At 61.9% G+C, this 24233-nt stretch carries 22 protein-coding genes; 21 read left to right on the forward strand and 1 reads right to left on the reverse strand.

The window, feature by feature from the left end:
- Positions 1 to 72 precede the first annotated feature (72 nt).
- The 5 genes from speB (at position 73) to betA (ending at position 6081) form a co-directional block, all read left to right on the forward strand.
- Positions 73 to 1050: an agmatinase gene (gene speB / locus BLJAPNOD_RS07345; RefSeq protein ID WP_077502701.1), complete on the forward strand. Its 978-nt coding sequence runs from the start codon at positions 73 to 75 to the stop codon at positions 1048 to 1050.
- Between the two features lie 55 nt (positions 1051 to 1105).
- Positions 1106 to 2614 (forward strand): aldehyde dehydrogenase family protein, encoded by a 1509-nt coding sequence (locus BLJAPNOD_RS07350; RefSeq protein WP_077502700.1) that lies wholly within the window; start codon positions 1106 to 1108, stop codon positions 2612 to 2614.
- Positions 2615 to 2746: 132 nt separating this feature from the next.
- The gene (locus tag BLJAPNOD_RS07355) at positions 2747 to 2914 is read left to right on the forward strand and encodes a hypothetical protein (protein WP_115419367.1); all 168 of its coding nucleotides are present in this window, start codon (positions 2747 to 2749) and stop codon (positions 2912 to 2914) included.
- A gap of 1 nt (position 2915) precedes the next feature.
- Entirely contained in the window at positions 2916 to 4379 is a 1464-nt protein-coding gene (locus tag BLJAPNOD_RS07360) for a cytosine permease (RefSeq protein ID WP_077502699.1), read from the forward strand.
- 16 nt (positions 4380 to 4395) lie between these two features.
- The gene (gene betA, locus BLJAPNOD_RS07365; protein ID WP_115419368.1) at positions 4396 to 6081 is read left to right on the forward strand and encodes a choline dehydrogenase; all 1686 of its coding nucleotides are present in this window, start codon (positions 4396 to 4398) and stop codon (positions 6079 to 6081) included.
- 161 nt (positions 6082 to 6242) lie between these two features.
- Here the strand turns inward: betA and BLJAPNOD_RS07370 are convergent, their stop codons facing one another.
- Positions 6243 to 7712, reverse strand: a complete 1470-nt coding sequence (locus tag BLJAPNOD_RS07370; protein ID WP_158556101.1) for a PLP-dependent aminotransferase family protein — start codon at positions 7710 to 7712, stop codon at positions 6243 to 6245.
- Between the two features lie 224 nt (positions 7713 to 7936).
- Here BLJAPNOD_RS07370 and BLJAPNOD_RS07375 point away from each other — a divergent pair, with 224 nt between their 5' ends.
- The 16 genes from BLJAPNOD_RS07375 (at position 7937) to BLJAPNOD_RS07455 (ending at position 23994) form a co-directional block, all read left to right on the forward strand.
- Positions 7937 to 9055 carry an ABC transporter substrate-binding protein gene (locus BLJAPNOD_RS07375; RefSeq protein ID WP_077502696.1) on the forward strand — a complete coding sequence of 373 codons (1119 nt, stop codon included), beginning with the start codon at positions 7937 to 7939 and terminating at the stop codon, positions 9053 to 9055.
- A 69-nt stretch (positions 9056 to 9124) separates the two neighbouring features.
- Complete coding sequence (locus BLJAPNOD_RS07380; RefSeq protein ID WP_077502695.1) at positions 9125 to 10009, forward strand: ABC transporter permease subunit; 885 nt, start codon at positions 9125 to 9127, stop codon at positions 10007 to 10009.
- On the forward strand, positions 10006 to 10794 hold the full coding sequence (locus tag BLJAPNOD_RS07385) for an ABC transporter permease subunit (RefSeq protein ID WP_077502694.1): 789 nt from the start codon (positions 10006 to 10008) through the stop codon (positions 10792 to 10794). Before BLJAPNOD_RS07380 ends, BLJAPNOD_RS07385 begins: the two co-directional genes overlap by 4 nt.
- A gap of 2 nt (positions 10795 to 10796) precedes the next feature.
- Positions 10797 to 11855: an ABC transporter ATP-binding protein gene (locus tag BLJAPNOD_RS07390; RefSeq protein ID WP_077502693.1), complete on the forward strand. Its 1059-nt coding sequence runs from the start codon at positions 10797 to 10799 to the stop codon at positions 11853 to 11855.
- 48 nt (positions 11856 to 11903) lie between these two features.
- Complete coding sequence (locus BLJAPNOD_RS07395; RefSeq protein ID WP_244611004.1) at positions 11904 to 12926, forward strand: TIM barrel protein; 1023 nt, start codon at positions 11904 to 11906, stop codon at positions 12924 to 12926.
- Positions 12923 to 13711, forward strand: a complete 789-nt coding sequence (locus tag BLJAPNOD_RS07400) for an inositol monophosphatase family protein (RefSeq protein ID WP_077502691.1) — start codon at positions 12923 to 12925, stop codon at positions 13709 to 13711. The genes BLJAPNOD_RS07395 and BLJAPNOD_RS07400 overlap by 4 nt, the downstream gene beginning before the upstream one ends.
- Positions 13712 to 13940: 229 nt before the next feature.
- Positions 13941 to 14528 (forward strand): cupin domain-containing protein, encoded by a 588-nt coding sequence (locus tag BLJAPNOD_RS07405; RefSeq protein WP_199565907.1) that lies wholly within the window; start codon positions 13941 to 13943, stop codon positions 14526 to 14528.
- A 585-nt stretch (positions 14529 to 15113) separates the two neighbouring features.
- The gene (locus BLJAPNOD_RS07415) at positions 15114 to 17126 is read left to right on the forward strand and encodes a hydantoinase/oxoprolinase family protein (RefSeq protein WP_115419370.1); all 2013 of its coding nucleotides are present in this window, start codon (positions 15114 to 15116) and stop codon (positions 17124 to 17126) included.
- Entirely contained in the window at positions 17123 to 17434 is a 312-nt protein-coding gene (locus BLJAPNOD_RS36350; RefSeq protein ID WP_115419371.1) for a hydantoinase B/oxoprolinase family protein, read from the forward strand. The genes BLJAPNOD_RS07415 and BLJAPNOD_RS36350 overlap by 4 nt, the downstream gene beginning before the upstream one ends.
- Positions 17407 to 18702: a hydantoinase B/oxoprolinase family protein gene (locus tag BLJAPNOD_RS07425; protein WP_256372328.1), complete on the forward strand. Its 1296-nt coding sequence runs from the start codon at positions 17407 to 17409 to the stop codon at positions 18700 to 18702. Before BLJAPNOD_RS36350 ends, BLJAPNOD_RS07425 begins: the two co-directional genes overlap by 28 nt.
- Positions 18703 to 18750: 48 nt before the next feature.
- A complete protein-coding gene (locus BLJAPNOD_RS07430) occupies positions 18751 to 20220 on the forward strand; it encodes an APC family permease (RefSeq protein ID WP_115419373.1) in 1470 nt (489 codons plus the stop codon).
- A gap of 84 nt (positions 20221 to 20304) precedes the next feature.
- On the forward strand, positions 20305 to 21141 hold the full coding sequence (gene proC / locus BLJAPNOD_RS07435; protein ID WP_115419374.1) for a pyrroline-5-carboxylate reductase: 837 nt from the start codon (positions 20305 to 20307) through the stop codon (positions 21139 to 21141).
- A gap of 82 nt (positions 21142 to 21223) precedes the next feature.
- A complete protein-coding gene (locus BLJAPNOD_RS07440; RefSeq protein WP_077502684.1) occupies positions 21224 to 21418 on the forward strand; it encodes a tautomerase family protein in 195 nt (64 codons plus the stop codon).
- Positions 21419 to 21755: 337 nt separating this feature from the next.
- A complete protein-coding gene (locus BLJAPNOD_RS35890) occupies positions 21756 to 22577 on the forward strand; it encodes a DUF1254 domain-containing protein (protein WP_244610888.1) in 822 nt (273 codons plus the stop codon).
- 215 nt (positions 22578 to 22792) lie between these two features.
- Entirely contained in the window at positions 22793 to 23083 is a 291-nt protein-coding gene (locus tag BLJAPNOD_RS35895) for a DUF1214 domain-containing protein (RefSeq protein WP_244610889.1), read from the forward strand.
- Positions 23084 to 23121: 38 nt separating this feature from the next.
- Positions 23122 to 23994 (forward strand): hypothetical protein, encoded by an 873-nt coding sequence (locus tag BLJAPNOD_RS07455; protein WP_244610890.1) that lies wholly within the window; start codon positions 23122 to 23124, stop codon positions 23992 to 23994.
- Positions 23995 to 24233: the final 239 nt, after the last annotated feature.

Raw genomic sequence — 24233 nt, forward strand, 5'->3', positions numbered from 1 at the left:
AACATGTTATCATAGATACTTTTAAATGTTTCGACCTTTGGCACACTCCTTCTCACCTTTGGAGGAGGGGACATGACCAGCAATTCCTATGAGACCGGACGTCTGAACCTGCCGTTTGTCGGCATCTGCACCTTCGGCAAGTATCCCTACCAGCCGGACTGGGACGCGATCGACGCCGACGTGGCGATCCTCGGCGCCCCCTTCGACTGCGGCACCCAGTGGCGCGCCGGCACCCGCTTCGGGCCGCGCTCGATCCGCGAAGCCTCCACCCTCTTCTCCTTCGGTCATGGCGGCGCCTATGACCACGAGGACGACGTCACCTATCTTCCGAGCGGCGAGGTCTCCATCGTCGATATCGGCGATGCCGACATCGTGCACACAGATACGATGAAGAGCCATGCCAACATCGAGTTCGGCGTGCGCAAGATCCTCCAGGCTGGCGCGTTGCCGGTGGTGCTGGGCGGCGACCACTCGATCAACATCCCCTGCATCAACGCCTTTTCGGACGACTGCGAGAAGAACGGTCCGATCCACATCGTGCAGATCGACGCCCATCTCGATTTCGTCGACGAGCGCCACGGCGTGCGCTACGGCCACGGCAACCCGATGCGGCGAGCAGCGGAAAAACCCTATGTCAGCGGCCTGTCGCAGCTCGGCATCCGCAATGTCTCTTCCACCGCCAGGGAAGGCTACGAGGATGCCCGCAAGATGGGCTCCGATATTCTGTCGGTGCGCCAGATCCGGGCACTGGGGACGGATGCAGTGGTCGAGCGCGTGCCGGCCGGCGCCCGCTACTATGTCACCATCGACATCGACGGCTTCGATCCGTCGATCGCACCGGGCACCGGCACCCCTTCGCATGGCGGCTTCATCTATTACGAGGTGCTGGAGATCCTGGCCGCGCTCGCAAAGCGCGGGACCATCGTCGGCATCGACCTGGTCGAGGTCGCCCCCGACTACGACCACACCGGCGGCACCGCCATTCTGGCCGCCCAGGTTCTCATGAACCTCATTGGCCGTGTCATCCAGGCAAGAGCCGAAAAACGTTGATCGAAGACCCCGAAAGGGCCGGCACGCCCACGGCGGCCGACGAGGAGGAAATGACATGGACGAAAGCGTCCGCAATTATCTGGATTACTATGGCGTCAGCGATGCGACGCGGCGGTTTCTGACCAAGCCGCAGAAGATGTTCATCGGCGGCGCCTGGGTCGACAGCAGCAATGGCGCGACCTTCGACATTTTCGAGCCCTCCACCGGCGGCCTGATCACCCGTGCTCCTTCCGGCACCACGGATGATCTCGACAGGGCAGTCCGCGCCGCCCGTGCCCAGTTCGACGGCGGCGCCTGGCGCCTCTTGAAGCCGCTCGAGCGCGAACGGCTGCTGCACCGTCTCGCCGATCTTATCGAAACCCATGCCGACGAACTGGCCGAGATCGAAGCCATCGACATGGGCAAGTCGGTGACCTTTGCCCGGGAGATCGATATCCAGGGTACGGTCGATACGTTCCGCTATTTTGCCGGATGGCCGACAAAGCTGCATGGCCGCACCGTCGAGCCGTCCATTCCCGGCAACTATCTCGCCTATACCCGCAAGGAACCGCTCGGCGTCGTCGCCGCCATCGTTCCGTGGAATTTCCCGTTGCAAACCATGGCGTGGAAGCTCGCGGCTGCCCTTGCGGTCGGCTGCACCGTCATCGTCAAACCGGCGGAACTGACCTCGCTCTCCACGCTGCGCTTTGCCGAATTGGTGCAGGAGGCCGGCATTCCCGATGGCGTCGTCAACATCGTCACGGGCAGGGGCAGTGTCATCGGCGCGGCCATGTCGACCCATCCGGGCATCGACAAGGTCACCTTCACCGGCTCGACGCCGGTCGGGCAGGAGGTTGGCCGCACGGCTGTCGGCAATCTCAAGCACGTCACGCTGGAACTCGGCGGCAAATCGCCGGTGCTGGTGCTCGACGATGCCGACCTGCAGAGTGCTGCCCGCGCGGTGGCGAACGGCGTGTTCTTCAACTCGGGCCAGGTCTGCGATGCGGGCACCCGCGTCTATGTCCAGCGGTCGGTGCATGACGCTTTCCTCGAAGAGCTGGTCGCCGTCACCCGCACGTTGACGCTCGCGCCGGGTCTCGACCGCGATTGCTACATCGGTCCGATGGTCTCGGCGCAGCAGAAGAAGGTCGTCTCCGACTATATCGAAGCCGGCCGTCGTGAAGGCGCCGAGCTGATCCATGGCGGGGGCAGGCCGGACCGGCCGGGCCATTTCGTCGAACCGGCGATCTTTGCCCATTGCAGGCCGGAGATGAGCATCGTGCGCGAGGAAATCTTCGGGCCGGTGCTGGTCACCAGTCCCTTCGAGACGCTGGATGACGCGGTTTCGCTGGCGAACGACACGCCCTTCGGCCTTGCCGCCGCGATCTACTCGAACGATCTCGCGCGCGTGCACACGCTCATCCCGCGGCTGCATGCGGGCTCCGTCTACGTCAATGCGCACAGCACGATCGATCCGTCCATGCCCTTCGGCGGCTTCAAGGCCTCGGGCTTCGGCAAGGACTTGGGCCCCGAACAGCTCGACTACCTGATGGAGACCAAGGCGGTGTGGATCACGCTGCCGTAAGCGCCGGGGCGGCTTGCGAAAACTCTTCGGGTCGCCGCCCATGGGCGGCCCGGTTCACGAGGCCGGCGGCTGATGGAGCCGCATTCATTCGCGGAAAGACGCCGAAGGCGCGACGCGACAGGGGAACCAAAAATGGAAAACGATGTCGCCTGGCAGAACGAACTGGGACGCCGCGCCCGCATCTATGAAGACATTGAGGCGGGTCACCGCTTCGAAGGCACGATGACCGTCCTCGACTATGCCAGCATGACCGTGCTGACGCTCGCGCTGGTCCTCGGCTCCTGGTTCTGGGGGGCATGAGATGACCGATCACGTCGCCAATGGCGGGCTTGCCGCCGCAGAAAGCCAACGGGAGGAAGCTTCCGTCAACCGTGCCGCCGCCGAACGCGGCGATGCACCGCTTCTGCCGTCGGAACGGCTCTGGGGCTTCTGGGAGTTCACCTACGCCAATTCAGCACTCGCCATCGCCACCTGGGCTTTCCTGATCGGCGGATCCGTCGGTCTTTTCGTCGGACCGAAGGAGGGCATCGCCGCCATCATCATCGGCAACATCGTCGGTGTCATGCTGACCGCACTCGCCACCACGCCACTCTCCGGCCGCTACGGCATCGAGCAGTTCGTCGCGCTGCGCAGCCAGTTCGGTTACAACGGCAGCCGCGTCGTCTATGTGCTGGCCGTCGTGGTGCTGACCATGGGCTGGCTTGCGGTGCTGGCCATGATGTTCGGCCGCTCGATCGACGGGCTGGCGGCACTCAGTGCCGGGGAAGCGGCCAACCCCACCGGCATCAAGATGATTGTTGCCGCCATCGGTGCCATCCTCGTCACCTGGTTCATCGTTGCCAAGGGGCCGACCTCGATCAAGTTCTTCAACATGGTCGTGTCGCCCGCGCTTGTGATCCTGATGATCGTGATGCTCTACCTCATCCTTCAGCATCGCTCCTTCGCCGAACTCCTGGCGATGCCGGCGCTGGCGCCGCCCTTTGAGGACAACACGCTCAATTTCATCATCGCCGTCGAGGTGAACCTCGCCGCGGGCTTCTCCTGGTGGCCCTATATCGGCAACCTCGCCCGCCTCACCAAGAATGAGCGCACCGCCTTCTGGCCAAACATTCTCGGCATTTTCGGCGCGGCTGCCCTCGGCGAAATCGTCGGCCTGCTCGCCGCCGTTGCGCTCGGCGACAGCGACCCGACCATCTGGATGACCAAGATCGCCGGCCCGGTCATCGGCATCGTCGCTCTGCTCTTCGTCGCCTTCGCCAACATGACTTCGATGGCGAACATTCTCTACACATCCATCGTCGGCCTCCGGCAGGTTGGAACCGCATCGGTGCGCGCCATATCCTGGGGCGCGATCCTCTTTCTCTTCTGCGTCATCCCGCTCGGCCTGGTGGTCTTCTATCCGCAGATGTATGACGGCTTCTTCATCTTCCTCGTCTGGACCTCAGCGCTCAATTCCGCACTCGCCGGTATTGGCATTGCCGACTACTTCTTCCTGCGCGGGCAGAAGCTCGACATGCGCAGTCTGCACGGCCCGCAGGAAAATGGCCCCTACCGCTTCTGGGGCGGCTTCAACCCGATCGGGCTCTTCGCACTTGCCGTCGGTTTCGGCGTCTACGTGCTCGTGTTCAATCCACAGACGCTCGAAAGCCTGCCAGCCTTCAAGTACCTCACCGCCTCCGTGCCGTCCTGCCTTGCCGCCGGCGCAGTGCACTATGTCCTGACCCGGCTTTTCGCCCGTGGGCGCGGCTGGGGCTTCTATCCGTAACATCGGGATATCAGCTATGAACGAGACCTACGACTTCATCATCATCGGCGCCGGATCGGCCGGCTGCGTGCTCGCCAATCGTCTTTCGGAAGATCCGGCCACGAAGGTTCTGGTTCTCGAATATGGCGGCAGCGACAAGTCGATCTTCATCCAGATGCCAACGGCGCTGTCCATTCCGATGAACGGCACCAAGTACAACTGGAAATACATGACGCTACCGGAGCCCGGTCTCGACGGTCGCCGGGTCCATTGCCCGCGCGGAAAGGTCATCGGCGGTTCCTCCTCGATCAACGGGCTCGTCTACATGCGCGGCCATGCCCGCGATTTCGACGAGTGGGAGGAGTTGGGCGCACGCGGCTGGCGCTATGCCAATTGCCTGCCCTATTTCCAGCGCGCCGAAAGCTGGCAGGACGGGGGCGACGCTTATCGCGGCGCTTCCGGCCCGCTTGCGACCAATGCCGGCAACAGGATGCAAAACCCGCTTTACAAAGCCTTCGTCGATGCCGGCCACGAAGCGGGCTACATCACGACGCAGGATCCGAACGGCCATATGCAGGAAGGCTTCGGTCCCATGCACATGACGGTGAAGGACGGCGTACGCTGGTCGACGGCCAATGCCTATCTGAAACCGGCGATGAGCCGGCCGAACCTCACCGTCGTCACCCATGCCATGACGCGGCGCGTGCTCCTGGAAGGCAAACGCGCCGTCGGCGTCGAGTACGAGCTCGGCGGGCAGCGCGTCGTGGCGAAGGCGAACCGGGAGGTGCTGATTGCCTCCGGCCCAATCGGGTCGCCGCACCTACTGCAACGCTCCGGCATCGGGCCGGCTGCGGTGCTGCAAAAGGCGGGCGTCGAGGTGCTGCACGACCTGCCGGGCGTCGGCGAGAACCTGCAGGACCACTCCGAGGTCTATATCCAGTACGCCTGCAAGGAGCCGATCACCCTCAATGGCAAGATGGGCCTTCTGAGCAAAGCCCTGATCGGTGCGGAATGGCTGCTCTTCAAGAAAGGCCTTTCGGTCTCCAACCATTTTGAGAGCGGCGGCTTCATTCGTTCCGACGCCTCTTTCCAGTGGCCGGACATCCAGTTCCACTTCCTGCCAGCAGCGATGCGCTACGACGGCAAGAAGCCGCTCGACGGTCACGGGTTCATGGTGCTGACCGGACCGAACAAGCCGAAGAGCCGCGGTTATGTGCGGCTGCGCTCGCCGGAGGCGCACGAACAACCGGATATCCTCTTCAACTATCTCGACCGGGAGGAGGACCGCGAAGGGTTCCGCCGATGCCTGCGGCTGACCCGCGAGATCATCGCCCAGCCGGCCTTCGACCGGTTCCGCGGCGAAGAGATCGCGCCGGGCACGAATGTGCGCACGAATGACGAGATCGACGCCTGGGTGCGCGAGACCATGGAAAGCACCTACCATCCCTGCGGCTCCTGTCGCATGGGCGAGGATGCGATGGCGGTGGTTGACAGCGAACTGCGGGTTCGCGGCATCGGCGGTCTCCGGGTTATTGATAGCTCCGTCTTCCCGGCGGAACCGAACGCCAACCTCAATGCGCCGACGATCATGCTCGCCGAGCGTGGCTCAGACATGGTGCGCGGCAAGCCGCTGCTTGCTGCCTCCAATGCGCAGGTCGGCATGGCGCCCGGTGCCGGCGTTACCCAACGCAGCGGCAAGCCGCTGCGTGCCTTCCGGCACTGAGACGACCGCGATGTTGCGAGGGATCGGCTATGTCATTGCCCGCCGGGATCCTGATGATCCCGAGGAGCCGCGCAATTGGGCGCTTGTCATAGAGGCGCTTGTTCGCCGCCTCCTGGTCCGCTTTGCCGGCTGGTGTCCTTCGGCACGCGGCGGCCGCAGCGTCAAGGACGGGACAGCGCCTCGGCGAAGCGGCCGAGATAGGACCGCATGCGCTCCGCGGGCACGCCGGCATAGCCGAGAATGAGTGCGCTTGGCCTTCGGGTTGCGACGATATAGTCGGAGAGCGGGTAGCATTGCAGGCCGGCCTCCAGCACATCGCGCTGGGCGGCCCGGTCTTCGCGCCCGTTCGTGAGCCACGCCAGCGCGTTGAGACCGCTTTCGGAACAGTCGATTTGGGCGAGCCCCGTAAGAGCGGTTCGCCCCGCCTCGATAAAGGCACCGCGGCGCTCGCCATAAAGGCCGCGCATGCGCCGCAGGTGGCTGGCGAAATGCCCACCGCCGATAAATTCAGCAAGCGCGAGCTGCGCTTCAACCGGCACGCTGCGATGGATCAGGCCCGAAAGATTGCGGAAGGTGCCGACGAGTGGCAGCGGCAGCACGAGATAGCCAATGCGGATGCCGGGATAGAGCGCCTTGCTGAAGCTGCCCGCATAGATCACCCTTCCATGACTGTCGATGGAGCGTATTGAGGGGAGGGGCGCCCCGTCGTAGCGAAACTCGCTGTCATAGTCGTCCTCGATGATCCAGCTGTCGTTCGCCCGCGCCCATTCGAGAAGGGCAAGTCGACGCGGCAGGGAGAGCGTCACGCCGAGGGGATGATGACGCGAAGGCATGACGAAGGCGAGCCGCGCATCCGGATGACGCGCCATGGCGCCCGCGACGTCCATGCCGTCGGCATCGACGTCGGCAAGGCAGAGATTGAGGCCCAGTGTGCGGAACAGGTGGGAGGTGGTGACGGGGCCGGGGTCCTCGAACCAGACACCGTCACCCGGATCGGCCAGCGCCAGTGCCGCGAGCGTGAAGGCGGCATGTCCGCCTGGTGTAATGACGATCTGTTCGGGATCGCAAGGATCGCGCCGATGCAAGGCGAGGTATTCTGCGATCCGCTGACGCAGAACCAGCTCACCCGCGACATCACCGTAGCCCATGCCCACCCTGCCGCCGCGGGCCGCCGCGTTCCAGCATTTGCGCCAGATGGCGAAAGGAAACTGGTCGAGCGCCGGCTGGTTGGGCAGGAAGGGTTTTGGTTCCACGCGTCCGATTTCCGCCGAAACCCCGCGCGACAAGGCGCCGATCCGCGACAGCCTCGGCGGCGCACCGCCATCTGCCTGTGCGAAACGCGCCCGTGCCGGCCGACGCGGCAGGGCGGCGGAAACGAAGGTGCCGGCTCCCTGCCGCGCCTCCAAATATCCCTCCGCTTTCAGGTTCTCCAGCACCCGCACGAGGGTCTGGCGCGACAGGCCCAGCTCTTCGGCAAGGATTCGGCTTGCCGGCAAGCGCGTGCCGGCACGCACGTGCCCCTGCAGGATCGCCATGCGCAGTTGGTCCTGCACCTGTCGGAATTTCGGCAAGGCGATGCCGGGATCCAGGCGAAGGAAGGGCAGGATCGGGCCCTCGAGCTGTTTGGCCAAGGCTTGCCTCCAAAATTGGTACAGTCGAATGCACAATAATGGACGTTTTATTGTTGTCCAATTGTTACATGCTCCGCCTACACGAAACGCACCGATGCAGCCCCTGAGGACGCAGACAGAGTGCGGGGGAACCGGAGTGCAGCGACCCCAATCGCGGCCGACTGCGGACATCGACTGCAAGCCAACGCTCACCAGCCGTCACGGACGGCGAACAGGAGGAATTCATGAAGACGCGCCTAACACACGCCGCCCGCTCGGCTTTCGTTTCCACGCTTGCCATCGCCGCCGCGCTGCCTGGCCTTGCGCGCGCGGAAGCGCCGCAGGCCCTCGTCGATGCCGCCACGAAGGAAGGCATGCTCACCGTCATCGCCCTGCCGCATGACTGGTGCAATTACGGCGAGGTCATCGAAAGCTTCAAGGCGAAGTATCCCGGCATCACCGTCAACGAGCTCAACCCGGATGCCGGTACGGCCGACGAACTGGAGGCCATCCGCTCCAACAAGGGCAATACGGGTTCGCAGGCGCCTGACGTCGTCGATCTCGGCCTCGCCTTTGCGCCCGCGGCCAAGAAGGAAGGCCTGCTGCAGCCCTACAAGGTGGCGACATGGGACGAGATCCCGGACAATATCAAGGATGCGGACGGTTATTGGTATGGCGACTACTATGGCGTCATGGCCTTCGGCATCAACAAGGACCTGATCCAGACTCCGCCGGCCGACTGGTCCGATCTCACCAAAGCGGAATATTCCGGCTCCGTCGCACTCACGGGCGATCCGCGCTCATCGGCGCAGGCGATCCTGGCGCTGATGTCGGCGGGCATTTCGCGCGGCGCAGAGCCGGGCGCCGAATCCGGTGCCAAGGGCCTGGAACTCTTCGCGGAACTGAACAAGGCCGGCAACTTCGTACCTGTGCTCGGCAAGGCCGGCACCATCGCGCAGGGCCAGACTCCGATCATCGCGGCGTGGGATTACAACCTGCTCGCCTGGCGTGATGCGCTCAACGGCAATCCGCCGATGGATGTCATCGTGCCAATGACAGGCGTCGTCGCCGGCGTTTATGTACAAGCGATCTCGGCCTATGCGCCACACCCGAACGCCGCCAAGCTCTGGATGGAATACCTCTATTCCGATGAAGGCCAGACCGGCTGGCTGAAGGGCTATTGCCACCCCGCGCGCTTCAACGCCATGCTTAAAGCAGGAAAATTCCCGCAGGACCTGCTCGACAAGCTGCCGCCGGCTGAAGCCTATGAAAAGGCGATCTTCCCGAGTGTCGAGGCGCTTGATTCCAACAAGGGCGCCATTGTCGAAGGCTGGGACAAGGTGGTCGGCGCCAACGTGAAGTAAGCCGCATCCGTCCGGAGGCTTCGCGCCCTCACGGGGCCTTCGGACACAACACACCCGGGAAACAATCCGATGACGACAAGCGCCGCTATCCTGCCGGCGGCCTTGCGGCCGCGACACCACCTCAGCTGGCTCGGAGTCGCTCCGTTCTTCCTGTTCGCCACGCTGTTCCTGATCTTGCCGACACTCAATATCGTCATCGGCGCCTTCCGCAATCCGCAAGGACAGGTAACGCTGGACAACCTTGGCAAGCTCCTGTCACCTTCCATCCGATCTGCCTTCTGGATCTCTTTCGAACTCAGCCTGCTGACAGCGGCGCTCGGCTGTCTTTTCGGCTTCCTCATCGCTGCCGCGATCACGCTCGGCGACCTGCCGCGCTGGCTTCGCAACGGCATCCTCACCTTCTCGGGTGTCGCATCGAATTTCGCCGGCGTGCCACTCGCCTTCGCTTTCATCGCCACGCTTGGCCGGCTCGGCTTCGTGACGATGCTGCTGCGCAACTGGTTCGGCATCAATCTCTACGGCTCCGGCTTCAGCATCGTCTCCTTTCTGGGGCTGGCACTCACCTATCTCTATTTCCAGATCCCGCTGATGGTGCTGATCATCACGCCTGCGCTGGAGGGCTTGCGCCGCGAATGGCGCGAGGCGGCCGAAAGTCTCGGCGCCACCGGCGCCCAATATTGGCAGCTGGTGGCGCTGCCGGTGTTGTGGCCCTCGCTGCTCGGCACGCTGGCCCTGTTATTTGCAAACGCCTTTGGAGCGGTCGCAACCGCCATCGCGCTCACCGGCTCCTCGCTTTCCATCGCGCCGATCGTGCTCTTCGCGCAGATCCGTGGCGACGTGCTCAACGATCCGCATCTCGGCTATGCCATCGCCTTCGGGATGATCCTTCTGACCGCGATAGCCAATGGCATCTACATCCTCTTGCGCATGCGTGCCGAACGGTGGGTCAAATGACGGGAAAACGCATCTGGCCCTGGCTCGCCGTCGTCCTCGGCGGTCTCTATTTCCTGTTGCCGCTTGCCGGCATGGTTGATTTCTCGATGCGCATGAAGCGGGGCCAATACAGCTTCGAAGCGTACCGGATCGTGCTCGCCGACCCACAGTTCCAGCAGACCTTCGGCTATTCGGTCATGCTGGCCTTGCTGACCATTGTGCTCGGTATCCTCCTTGTCGTGCCGACGGCCTACTTCGTAAGGCTCAAGCTTCCCGGTCTGCGTCCGATCATCGAGTTCATCACGCTCCTGCCGCTGGTCATTCCGCCCATCGTGATCGTCTTCGGCTATATCCGCATCTACAACACCTCGTCGGTCCTGCCGCTGACGGGGACCTGGTTGGGCACCAATCTGCTTTTGCTTTTCGGCTATGCGACGCTGGCACTGCCCTACATGTACCGCTCGGTGGATACGGGCCTGCGCACCATAGACATCGCCAGCCTCACCGAGGCGGCGCAGTCGCTCGGGGCCGGCTGGGCCCGGATCCTTGCCGTCGTCATCCTGCCGAATGTCTTCGTCTCGGTACTGTCGGGCGCTTTCCTGACGTTTGCGATCGTCATCGGCGAATACGTCTTCGCCGCCCTGCTGAATGTCAATTCCTTCGGGCCCTACATGGTCTGGATGGGTGGCAACCGGGCCTATGAGCCCTCGGCGCTCGCCGTCGTCGCCTTTGCCATCACCTGGGCCTGCATGGGGCTGATCCAGCTCGTCACCCGCTTTTCCAGATTTTCAACTGTGAGACGCTGACCATGGCCTTTCTCGACATTCACCACCTGCAAAAATCCTTCGGCGCGCTACACGTGGTGAAAGACTTCACCCTCGGCATCGAAAAAGGCGAGTTCGTCTCGTTCCTCGGTCCCTCGGGCTGCGGCAAGACGACGGTGTTGCGCATGGTGGCCGGCTTCGAGACGCCGACATCGGGCGCGATCCGCATCGGCGGCCGGGATGTGACGAGCCTCCCGGCCAACCGGCGCAAGATCGGCATGGTGTTCCAAGCCTATGCGCTTTTCCCCAACCTGACGGTTGAGGACAATATCGGCTTCGGCCTCAAGGTGGCGGGTGAGGGGAAGGCGGCGATCGGCCGGCGCGTTGGGGAAATGCTGGAGCTGATCGGTTTGCCGCAGCTCGGCAACCGCTATCCCTTCCAGCTCTCCGGCGGCCAGCAGCAGCGCGTGGCGCTCGCCCGGGCGCTCGCGCCGCGCCCGCAGGTGTTGCTGCTCGACGAACCCCTCTCGGCGCTCGATGCAAAGATCCGCGTCAGCCTTCGTGAGGAGATCCGCCGCATCCAACAGGAGCTCGGCATCACCACTATTTTTGTCACGCACGACCAGGAAGAAGCGCTCTCGATATCGGATCGCATCGTGGTCATGCACCAGGGCGTTGCCGACCAGGTCGGCACGCCCTTCGAAATCTACAATCGCCCGTCGACGCGTTTCGTGGCGGAGTTCGTCGGCACACTCAATCTGGTGGATGCCGACGTGGTAGAGGCGGTGAGTGGCAGGGTGCGGGTGGGCGAGGTCCCCGTCACGCTGAACCGCCCCTTGGCTGCCCGCGCCGGCGAGCGCATCAGCCTGGCGCTGCGGCCGGAAACGGTGGCGCTCGGGCGCACAGAGGGACACGACGTCGTGTTCTCCGGTCGCATCGCCGAGGTGCATTTCCTCGGTTCGGTGATCCGTATCCGCGTGGCGATCGGCGGCCAGGTCATTTCCCTCGACACGTTCAACCAGCCCGACCGGCCGCCGCCGGACATCGGCGCACCTGTCGAGGTCAGTATCTCGGACCGCGACCTTCTCGTGCTCGCCGCCTGAAAGATGGCGCATCGTAATACTCAAGGAGGAGCCGGCATCGTGACGGAAATGCCATGGGGTCATGAACCGCCACCCGACTGGCGCGCAAGAGTGGCCGCGCTGCCTTTGGCGAAGCGCATCCAGCTTGTCGCACGGGCGCGCGCCGCGCCGCTCTTTGCCCATGCCTATGCCTTTCATCTCAACATGCGTTTCGGTGCCATGGCACCCCGCGATCTTGTCGAATTCGCCGCCACGCGGCGTCTGTCCGGCCTCAAGCTGCATGTCGACGATGGGGAACAGGCCAGCCTCAGTCGAATGGGTGACGATGCACTCGCCGCTTTCGCCAGGCAGGTGGAGGCGCGAGGGCTAGAACTCCATGTCGAGACCAGCACCACGGAGGCAGCCGGCCTTGCCGATGCCGCACGTGTTGCGCTTGCCTCAGGCGCGACCTCCCTGCGCTGCTATCCGCGTTACGAGGGGCGAGTGTCGCAGATCATCGCCTGGACGATCGCCGACTTACGGCGCCTGGCCGATTTCGATCCGCAGGGCCGGTTGCGTTATACGCTGGAACAGCATGAAGACCTGAAATCGGAGGAACTCGTCCACATCATCGAGGCTGTCGACAATCCGCGCCTGAGCCTGCTGTTCGACTTCGGCAACATGATCAACGCCTACGAACTGCCCATGCCGGCCCTTGCGCTCCAGGCAAGGCATATCACCGAGGTGCATATCAAGGATTGCCTCGTACAACCGGATCGCGGCGGCTGGGCACATCTCGCCTGCCTTTCCGATGAGGGGCATCTGCCGCTTGAGGCGATGTTCGTAGAACTGCTGTTGTTGGGCGATGACCGGCCGCAGGTTCTGTCCTTCGGGTTGGAGGAGGAGGAAGGCTATTTCGCGCCCGCCCTTCGCTTCCCGGGGGAGGAGGCCGATCCGTTCATCCCTTCCCGCTCTGCCAGTTTTACCAGCTTGGGAGGCGGTGAGCTCGCGGCGCGTCTGCGGCAGGAAGGCAATGCCGCCCATCAGCAAGTCGCAACCATCCGGGCGATGCTCGAGGATATCGCCACCGAAGCCGAAAGGGCAGAAGGATGACCCAAGCAGATGCCTGCCCTACGGCCTTCCTCGTCTTGGCCCATGCCATGGCTGATGCCGCCGCTGAAACGATCCGTCCCTGGTTCCGCAAGCGGATCGCCATCGACGCCAAGGCCGATGCCAGCCCGGTCACCATCGCCGACCGCGATGCCGAAACGGTCATGCGCCGGATGATCGAGGCGGCGTTTCCGCAACACGGTATCCGGGGCGAAGAATTCGGCGCCTGCCGGACCGATGCGGAGTGGGTCTGGGTCCTCGACCCTATCGACGGCACGAAGTCCTTCCTCTCCGGCTCGCTAGCCTTCGGCACGCAGATCGCGCTGCTTCATCGGGGCAAACCTGTTCTCGGGCTTATCAACCAGCCGATCACGGGCGAGCGCTGGCTCGGCACAGGCATCATAGCGACGCTCAACCAAGAACCGATCCGCACGAGCGAGAGAACCCGGCTCGATGAAGCCATCCTCTACACCTCTGCACTCGAACAGTTCGACCGCGCGCGCCACAGCCGCTTCGCAGCACTCGCCGCAAAGGTCCGTTTCACCCGCTTCTCGCACGATTGCTACGCCGCTGGCCTCCTTGCCCTTGGTGGCATTGATCTCCTCGTCGAAAGCGAGGTCTTCGACTACGATATCCTCCCTCAACTCCCCATCATTGAAGCAGCAGGTGGGATCGTGACCGACTGGGACGGGCGGCCGCTTGTCGACGCGTCTCGATATGACGCCGTCCTTATGGCGGCGAATGAGGAGCTTCATCGGGCAGCGTTGGAGGTCCTGCGTCCAGATTGACGGCGCGGACAAGACAACTTCGCACAATCAATCCCCGACCAAGGCTGACCTGGTATGCGTGTGTAGAGCCCGCGGTTCGTATCCCTCCAAGGCGATAGATTCCAGGCAAGGCCATCGTTCCCTGGCACGCAATGACGTCGAAAATTGCAGTGGCATCACAATTTCTCTTGACCTCGGTCTCGATTTGCGTGAAATTGTAGTCACAGCACAATTCTGGGAGGGATTCACTGTGGACCAGACGATTGGCTCCGGCGCTACGCCGCTTACTGAGCGGTTGCGCCGTCGGCGCAAGGAGCTGAAGCTTACTTTGAAGGAGGTTGCCGAGAGGTCGGGACTTTCCTTCAGTTTCATTTCCCAGATCGAGCGCGGCATGACGATGCCGTCACTCACATCGCTGGTCGCGTTGTCGCGCGCGCTCGATAGCCCCATCAATCTGTTTCTGGAGCAGCCTACAGGGAACTCCGCCGACACCCGCCACAACAGGCGGATCCCCTATGCGATCGGTCCAAACTCGGCGACTTACGAGCGTCTCTCCACCAAGTTTCCCGGAAGTGTGTTGAGCAGTGCGCTCATTACCGAACCGCCAGGGCGCCGCACAGAACCGATGCGCCACGAAGGTGAGGAGTTTATCTTCATGGTCGAGGGCGCGCTGACGGTCGAAGTGGAGGGAGCCGTATATGTGTTGGAGCAGGGTGACTCCCTGCACTTCGCGTCGACGCGAACGCACACGACCTGGAACCATACGGACCGCATCGCGGTGATGCTCCACACTTGCACGATGGAGTATTTCGGAGACGGTGCGGAAGGCACCGGCTGATCTCCGGTGGATACCTGTGCGCTCACTGAGTAGGAGCGCGCGCGAACTTAGATAATTCAGATCCAAAGCAGTCGCCCTATCCGCCGGTATTCACCGACGGAAGACGATCCCTCGTTGGCTCAAGAAGGCAGGCGACTGTGTCCAACCGGTTTGCGCTAGCGCCAACCCAAACTGACCGTGAGAGGCCCATGATCAGAAGTGTGCTGAGTTTGAAGCCAAGGCCGGGGTCTAGCCAAGACTTGGTCCGGTTTTTCGAGGCTCGAAAGATTCCAGAACGGGCTCTGGCATCTCCGGGATGTCTCGGCGTCGAGATTCAGAACCTCTTGCCTGGCGGCGAGGAGGTGCTTGTCACGGCGCTTTGGGCGTCTGTCGAGAGCTACCAGATATGGCTCGACTCTCCCGGACGCCACGAGGACGGCGTGCAGATGCGGCCCCTGCTGGCCGAACATGGTGAAGCGGTGGGGCCGGCAAGACTCTACCTGGTCGCACGCTGCGCCAATCACCAGAACACGTCCGTATCTCGCTGACCGGCGGTCGCCGCCAGCAGGCGCCGCGCTTTGAATATCTATAGAACTGGAGGAAGAAATGAGTTTGCCCCATTTGCGTGTCGGGGTCGATATCGGAGGAACGTTCACCGACATCGTCATCATGGATACCCACGCGAAAACGACCAGAACATATAAGGTGCTCAGCACCCCCCGTGAGCCTGCAAAGGGAATGCTGCGGGGACTCGATGAACTTGGTGTTGCAAGGGACATCGATTTTCTCGTCCACGGCACGACGGCCGGATTGAACGCCATTCTGTCCCGCACCGGCGAGCGTATCGCGCTAGTGACCACCGAAGGCTTCCACGATGTGCTGTCGCTCGGGCGAGCCGGAAACAAGGATATCTGGAGCCTCAAGCCCAAGAAACCGGACCCGTTGGTTCACCCGCAGGACATTCACACGGTTCGCGAACGTATCCGTCATGATGGCTCGGTTGAAACACGGCTTGACGAGGCGGACGTCGAAATGATCGCCAGTTGGCTGAGCGCCGAAGGCGTGCGCAGCGTCGCAGTGTGTTTCCTGCACGCCCACAAGAACCCTGCGCACGAACTCGAATTCAAGGCGCTACTTCAGAAGCGCTTCCCGCAGATCTCCGTGATGCTCTCGCATGTAATAGCGCCGGAACAGGGGGAATTCGAGCGGACATCGACGACGGTAGCAACGGGCTATGTCGCCCGCACGGTCGAAACCTATCTCGCTGCACTCGTGCGGGAGCTTGGTGCACGGGAATGCACTGCGCCCTTGCATGTGATGCGCTCAAGCGGCGGCATTTGCTCTGCCGAACTTGTTGCGCGCCAGCCCATTCAAACCATTCTGTCGGGCCCCGCGGGAGGCGTGGTCGCCGCCGAGACCATATCAAGATCGTTGAACCGGCCGAATATCATCGCGATCGACATGGGCGGTACGTCCTCGGATGTCAGTCTGGTGATCGGCGGGCGAATGACCTTGTCCGCGGAAGGCGACATCGCCGACAACGTGATGAAGATGCCGGTGGTGGAATTGCACACGATCGGTGCGGGTGGTGGATCGATCGCGCGTGCGGAAGCTGGCGGATTGCGTGTCGGGCCGTTGAGCGCCGGCGCCAATCCCGGTCCAGCCTGCTACGGGCTCGGCGGAACGCAACCGACCGTTACGGACGCGCAGCTTCTCTTGGGGCGGATCGATCCAGACTGGTTCCTTGGCGGCCGGATGAACCTCGATGTTGGCGCAGCCAAGGAGGCGATGGGGTCGCTGGCCCGTGAATTGAGCATCGACGTTGACGCTGCCGCTGCGGGCGTGCTCGCTGTGGCGAACGCGATGATGGCCAATGCCATCCGGACGCTGACCATGCGTCGCGGTATCGACCCTCGCGATTTTTCGCTCCTCGCCTTTGGTGGGGCAGGTCCGCTGCACGGTGCCGCTCTGGCTGACGAACTCGGCATTTCGGAGGTCATCGTTCCCTTCGGTACCGGCGTGCTGTCGGCCTGGGGCATGCTGCATGCCGACATTCGCCATGACGTCTCCGCACCGCTGAGTGGTCTCGCCCACAACCCGGATGCCGGGTCACTGCTGGAGCAGACACATGCCCTGCTTCGTGAACAGGGCGCCAAGCTTCTAAGGGAGGAGGGCGTAGAGGAAGCTGCCTCCTGCTACTCCGCAACAGTGGAGATGCGCTACGCCGGCCAGGCCCATCCAGTTTCCGTGCAGATGGTTGATCCCGAAAGCCTGTTGCAGGCGTTTCACGATACCTACCGTCAGCGTTTCGGGCACTCGATGCCAGGCGCGCCGGTCGAACTCGTCCAGATGCGGCTTGCAGCGACCGGCAAGATCGGCGCTGATTTTCTCGACCGGCACACGTCGGCTGAAGAACGAGTTGAGACGATGCGGACCGTTACCATCGATGGCAAGCGCCACAAAGCACGCATTGTCCACCGTGAAAGCCTCGATCGTCAGGACGTTGTCACCGGCCCAGCGATCATTTTGGAAGATGGTTCGACCACGCTGGTGCCGCCTGGGTGGGCCGCGCGCCAACAACAGTTCGGAACTCTAATCCTCAGGAAAATCAACCCATGACCGTCGACGTCGTTACCACCGAGATCGTTCGAAACCTCTTTCTGTCCGCTGCTGACGACATGCTGGCGACCTTGGTGCGATCTGCCTTTCAGCCGTTGATCTATGAAAATGGCGACGCTGCCGTCGCGCTGCTCGACCGCAATGCGGACGTTCTTGGTCAGTCGAGCGGCTTGCCGCTCTTCCTCGGCAGTCTCGATCAGGCAGTCAAGGAAGCAGTGCGGTTGCGCGGCGGGAAGATTGGCTGCAGGAGGGCGATATCGTCTTCTTCAACGACCCCTATATCCAGGGGACGCATCTCACAGACGTGACGATGTTTGCGCCGCTTTTTCTAGAAGGGGAGTTGGTTGGTTATGTTGCTGCACGCGCTGACGTCACCGATGTCGGCGGGCGCGATCCTGGTGGCGGAACCGAGACCACTGAGGTCTATCAGGAAGGGATACGTTTCGGCCCGGTCAAGATCGGGAACAAATACGGCCCAGTCGAGGACATCATCGACATCATTCGCAGGAACAGCCGTAGCAAGGACCTGATCGTTGGCGACATCAACGCAATGATCGCGGCTTGCCGGACGGGTCAACGGCGCATGCTGGAGATTATCAATCGCTTCGGCCTCGCCACCGTCGAGGCTTGCCGCGATGAAATCTTCCGTCAAAGCGAAATGGCAGATCGCCAATCGGTCTCGGCAATTCCCGATGGCGTGTATGAAGGTAAGGGATATCTGGACAATGATGGCGTCGTGCTCGGCCAGCCGGTTCCAATCGCAATCAAGGTTCATGTCGAGGGCGAGCGACTTGTCGTCGATCTGAGCGAAAGCCCCGACGCCACGAGAGGGCCGATCAATTGCGGTCGCGCCCAGACTGTCGCCGCACTGCGGGTCGCCTACAAGATGCTTTTGGCCCCCGAACGTTCGTTTGACGGTGGATGTTTCCGCAACATCGAGATCATTACTCGGCCCGGTTCGCTGCATGACGCTCTCGAGCCGGCGGCTTGTGCCTGGTACTACTCGTCGTTCGGTCTTTTGATCGACCTCTTCATCAGCGCGTTTTCCTCCGTGCTGCCCGATCGCGTTACCGCTGCGCAGTTCGGGGACTCGATGATCACCTACTTCGCAGGTCAGGACCCGAACGATCCCAACCAATCCTACATGTGCGTGGAGGCGCATGCCGGTGGTTGGGGGGCGTCGGCCAAGGCCGACGGCGCCGATGGCGTCATCAATGTGCTCAACGGCAGTTTCCGGAACACGCCCGTCGAGGCGCTGGAAGCGCGCTATCCGGTGACCGTCACCGAATACGCCATTCGCGCGGGTTCAGGTGGGGCCGGCCAGCATCGCGGTGGCTGCGGTATCGTCCGGCGGTATCGCTTCGACGCGCCGACCCAGCTCTATCTCTGGCTGGACCGGTCGATAACGCCAGCCTGGGGATTGATGGGCGGCGAGCCCGGTCTTCCGCCGCGCGTCGAAATAGCCGGCAGCGTCAACAGGGACGATCTTCTCAAAGCCAACGGAATCTTGCTCGCGGCGGGTGATCGGCTGTCGATCATGACCGGTGGTGGCGGCGGCTTCGGCAAGGCGGCCTGACGAAGGCGCACAAGACCAGCTCCAAACAGCAACAAAAAGGGGAATGTCATGACCAACATGTACTCGTCGGATGAACCCGGCTCGGGAGCGCAGAGTTTGACCGATGCGTCGACGGGCGCACGGGCAGGACGGCTCGGGGCCAAAGACGTGGTGTTTTTTGTCATTGCGGCCGCAGCACCTCTCGGCTTTGCCGTTGGCTCGACGCCACTGGCAATCGGGCGGGGGGGTATCGGAACCGCCGGCATGTTTCTGGTGGTCGGCGCCTTGCTCGCGATCTTCGCGGTGGGCTACACCGCGATGACGCGTTTCGTGCCCAACGCTGGTGCGCTCTTCTCCTACATCGCCGCTGGCCTGGGGCGTCCGCTCGGCCTTGGTACGGCCTTCGTCGCCGTACTTGCCTATGCGATCGCGGCAACGGGAGCCATCGGTCCCTTCGCTGTCTTTGCAAGCCAGGCGCTCGCATCGATGACGGGCGTGCAAACCTCCTGGGAGCCATGGGCGTTCGGGGCATTGGCGGCGATGGGGATTCTCGGCGTCTTGAACGTCGAGCTGAACATCCGTGTTCTCGGCGTCATCATGGTCGTTGAGGTCGTGGTCTTGGTCGTCCTTTCTGCCGCTATCGTCTTTGCGGGGGGTGCGGAAGGGCTATCGCTCCAGCCGTTTCGTCCTGATACCATTGTGGGTGGCGAAATTGGCGTTGTGTTGCTGTTCGTCTTCGCCGCCTTTGCAGGCTTCGAGGCGACGGCGCTGTTTCGCGAAGAGGTGCGCGATCCGGTCGCAACCGTACGCAAAGCAACTTTCTCGTCGATTGTTCTGATCGCGGTTTTTCAGGCGTTTGTCACCTGGGCCATCGTGCAGGGTTACGGCAGTTCGGCTGTTGCCGTTGCCAACGAGAAACCAACGGAAATGTTCACCATGGCCGCAAGCCAGTATGTCGGCGTCGGTTTTGCCGATGTTATCACGCTGCTTGTCGTCGGAAGCTGGTTTGCGTCCATTCTCGCCTTCCACAATGCCACTGCCCGCTACCTCTACGCGCTGGGCCGTGACCGCGCCATCAATCCTGTCTTTGCGAAAAAGTCGAAGGAGAGCGGGTCGGCGTGGGTGGCGAGCCTTGCCCACACCCTCTTCAGCGCCATCGTTCTGTTGTACTGCATGTGGCAGGGCCTCGATCCTTATCTCGACCTGTTTATCGTCGGAAGCGTACCGGTTGCGGTCAGCATACCAGCCATGGAATTGCTCACGGCAATCTCGATCATCGCATTCTTCTGGCGTGATAGCCGCGGCGTCTCTTGGTGGGAAGGGAAGGTTGCGCCTGCCATTTCCGCGGTGGCGCTTGCGGTCTTCGTCTACTTCGTCCTCAGCAACTTGCCGATGTTTACCGGTCGGGAGGGAGCGATAAACTGGATTCTTCCGAGCATCAATCTCGTCGCACTGGCGCTCGGCATCAGTCGTGCCCTCTGGATGCGCCGTCATCGCCCTGCCGAATACCAGCTGATCGGCCATTGGGGCGAAAAATAACAATCGGGATAGCAATTATCTCATGGGACGCTTCGCGCCATACGCGAAGCGTCCCAAATAATACATGCTGATTGGAGTCAAAAGATGATATCGCCTGCCTCGAAACGGCGCTCCGTACTGCTGATCGGTTGCGGAAACATGGGGTCTGCAATTGCGCTTGCTCTTCAGCATACAGCCGAGAACCTTGATCTGACGGTCATCGACCCGGATGAAGCGAGGGCAAGGCAGATTTTGGGAAGTCAAAATGACATCAAAGTCGTAAACGATAGTGCAGCGCTCGGTTCGGCGCAGTTCGAGGCGTGTATTCTGGCGGTCAAACCGACCAGTGCATTGGAAACGCTGGTGAATACGCAACAGAATCTGCAGTCCTCCCTTGTCATCTCCATTGCCGCCGGAGTTCCGCTTGCGAAGCTGCAGCAGGGGGTGACCGACAGAGCGCGGGTGGCGCGGGTCATGCCAAATCTTGCCGCTCTGGTGAGGAAATCGATCACTGTTGGTTATGCCAAGGATGGCATCGCAACGGAGGACCGATTGCTTGTCGAGGCCCTCTTTGGCGCTATCGGCCGTTTCCACTGGTTGAAATCGGAGGACGAAATCGATTTAGCAACCGCGGTCACCGGCAGTGGGCCGGGCTACGTCTTTTCATTTGTGCAGCATCTGCAGCAGGCTGCCGAACGGGTCGGGTTTTCGAAAGAAACTGCCGATTTGTTCGCGCGCCAGATCATCGTTGGCGCGGCCGGGCTCGTCGATGAGGATCCACGCTCACCGCTTGAACTCAAGCATGCGGTCGCAAGCCCTGGCGGCACAACTGCAGCAGGACTGGCCGTCTTCGAGCAAGCGGAGGCCATGCCGCGAATTCTAAACAAAACCGTCGCCGCTGCCGCAGTGCGCGCAAAGGAATTGGCAACGGAGCAAAGTTAGCGATGTCGCCCTGCTTGACGCTGCTCCCACCTGCCCCGAAAGCGTCCTTTGTCACTGAACCGTTTCTCGAAAGGAACCCGTCATGCCGTGGATAAGAATTGACCTGTCTGAAGGTCGTACCGTCGAGCAAAAGCAGAAAACGGCCGAGGCCGTTACACAGGCACTGGTCGAACACTGTGGGTGTACGCGCGAGTCGGTCAGCATCGTCTTCAATGACGTCAGCGACGACAATTGGGCCTTCTCCGGCAAGCTTCTGTCGCAACGCGTCAAGCCATAGAACTTCTACGATCGCTTCTTCGGCAAGCTCTCGCCTGTCGGACAAGACGCAAGTCGTTCTATGGACAAGATCCCGGTTCGACGGTTCTGTGCTTCTCGGCTCAAGGCGGAGGAATAGGAACGTGCGCAACAGCATTGATCATCGGCAGCTGGTGCGAATGCGCAAGTGCCTTCACCGCGACCGTCGTCCTCGTCGGGCCATCTTCGCCAAAGAATTCGGCATAAGCTTCGTTGAACGCTTCATAACAACTCATGTCGGTTGTGATTAGGCGTTGAAGTTTAACCCCGTAAACGAGACGCGCGCTGCGGACGCGCCTCCTTTGTCACCAGAGGACCTTATGCGCGGCACCGTCGAGCGCCGCGCCATCGAGGCCATGATCTGGGGAATGCCGGCGGTCAACCTTGACCTCATGTGCCAGGCGATGCTGCGGGAAACGCCAGCCCGCGCCAACCAGATGCTCTACTGGTCGCGCCTGCTCGACTGGAAGAACCAGACGCTGACCCCCAATACCGACGTGGTCTACCTCACTCCGTACTTCAACACGAAGGATGTCGGGCCGGTCGTGCTGGAAATCCCGCCGGCTGGCGACGGCATCATCAATGGCACCATCATGGATGCCTGGCAGATGCCCCTCGAAGACGTGGGGCCGGCCGGAGTGGATGAGGGTAAGGGCGGGAAATATCTCATCCCCCCACCCGGCCACACCGAGAAGGCTCCGGATGGCTACATCGCGCTGCCGTCGCTCACCTATGGGGGATATGCGCTGTTGCGTTCGATCCTCAACAGCGGCAGCGATGCCGACCTTGCCAAGGCGGTGGAGTACGGCAAGCGGATCAAGGTGTACCCTCTGTCGCAAGCGGCCAACCCGCCCGAGACGGTCTATGTGGACGCGAACGGCATCCTCTACGATGCGACGACCCCCTACGATATCCGCTTCTACGAAGCGCTGGACCGGGTGGTTCAGGCTGAGCCGTGGTTGCAGCGCGATCGGGCGATGATCGATACGCTCCGCACGATCGGCATCGAGAAAGGCAAGCCCTTCGCACCTGACCCCGAAATGTGTAAGGCCCTGGGCGAAGCAGCCGCGCATGCCCACGCTTTGCTGGACGGCAAGTTCACTCAGCTTTTCGAGACGTCCTTCGCGGAGGGCAGCCGTTGAGCTTTCCCCGCTTCGCCTGTCTTTGTCAAGGCGGTACAATCGCACTACGCCGATCCGAACGTGTATCCGCTCGACGACCGCGGCGTCCTCTTTACCTACATCTTCTTCACGCCCAAGCGTCTGGGTGAAGGCCAGTTCTACCTGATGGTCATCGACGACAAGGCCGGTGAGCCGTTCGATGGCAGCAAGACTTATCGCCTGAAAGGTTCCCGCAGATGCCCCCCGTCAGGCAGTACTGGTCGGCGACGGTCTACGACCGCAAGACCCATGCGCTCATCCGCGAGATGCAGCACGCTAGCCGTTCGTCGCAAAGCCCTGGGCTGGAAGTAAACGCAGACGGCACGGTGGACCTCTACTTCGGGCCTACGGCACCGACAGGCAAAGACGCCAACTGGACCCCCACCGATCCTGCCGGCATGTTCGAAGTCCTCTTCCGTTTCTACGGACCGACCGAAGCCGTCTTTAACAAGACGTGGGTATTGCCGAACATCGAACACCTGCCATGATGGTGAGTGCAATGATTCCTGGGGGTGATGGAGGTCAAATGAAACGCGATGCTGATAGTGAAGCGCGGATGACGCGCCACGACGACATGTACGAAAGCTTGCTCGGTGTTCGGAAGGCCGTGAAGTCCTTTGGCCTCATCGTCGTTTTACTCGCTGGCGTTTCAACGGTACTTGATAACGCGAACGCGGCAGACATCTATACGCCGGTTGCGCCGGAAACCAAGGTCGTTCAGACCGAAAGCGGTTGGACCTTCTCATTCACACCATACTTCTGGGCAACAGGTCTATCTGGCGACGTGAGGAGCTTCGGGTTGCCCACCGTGAATGTGGACGCGTCCTTCGGCGACATCTGGGGCCATCTTGATTTCGCGGCCATGGCCATTGGCGAGGCTCGGTATGACCGCTACAGCATTTTTGCCGATGTCATTTACACGAAGCTATCCGGAAGCAAGGGTACGCCCTTGGGAATTCTCGCGAGCAGTGTGGACGTCGATGCCGAGACGTTCGCAGGCTTTGTAGGCGCGGGCTATTCCGTGTTTGAGGATAGCACGGGACGTCTTGATGTCGTTGGCGGTGCACGGGTCTGGTCCGCGGATACGACCGTCTCGGTCAGTGGTGGTATTCTCGGCAATCAATCAAGAAATGACGGCGATACCTGGGTCGATGCACTCGGAGGACTGAAAGGTACCTACTCGATCACGCCGAACTTTTTCGTGACGGGTTGGGGATTGGTCGGCGGCGGCGGTGCCGATATCGATTGGGACGTGGCTGCCACGGTTGGCTACAAGTTCAACGACACGTTCTCCGCCGTGGCTGGTTACCGGGCATTGGGCGTCGATTACAGCAACGACGGATTTGTGTTTGATGTCGTTCAGCAGGGGCCGATCCTGGGACTGGTCGTGAAGTTCTAGGTGGCTTCGACAGGCGGCGCGAACTTCCCTAGAATAGTCTTAGAAGGACGTGATCAACACACCGGTTAGCCTTCAGGTAGGCGCGGCGTGTGACGTAATGCTCCCTTCGACGAGTGTTATATGTCTGAAATTGCAAGTCCCTGTGTCCTCAGGCCCCCGCAACCAAATCAAAAGCCCGTCTGACAGAAACGTCAGCGGGCCTATACATTGCGAGGCCGGTACATCGGTTATGATGTTCC

Origin of the sequence: Ensifer sp. M14 (genome assembly GCF_003355565.1) — a bacterium.
In the GTDB taxonomy this organism is placed as follows: Bacteria; Pseudomonadota; Alphaproteobacteria; order Rhizobiales; family Rhizobiaceae; genus Ensifer.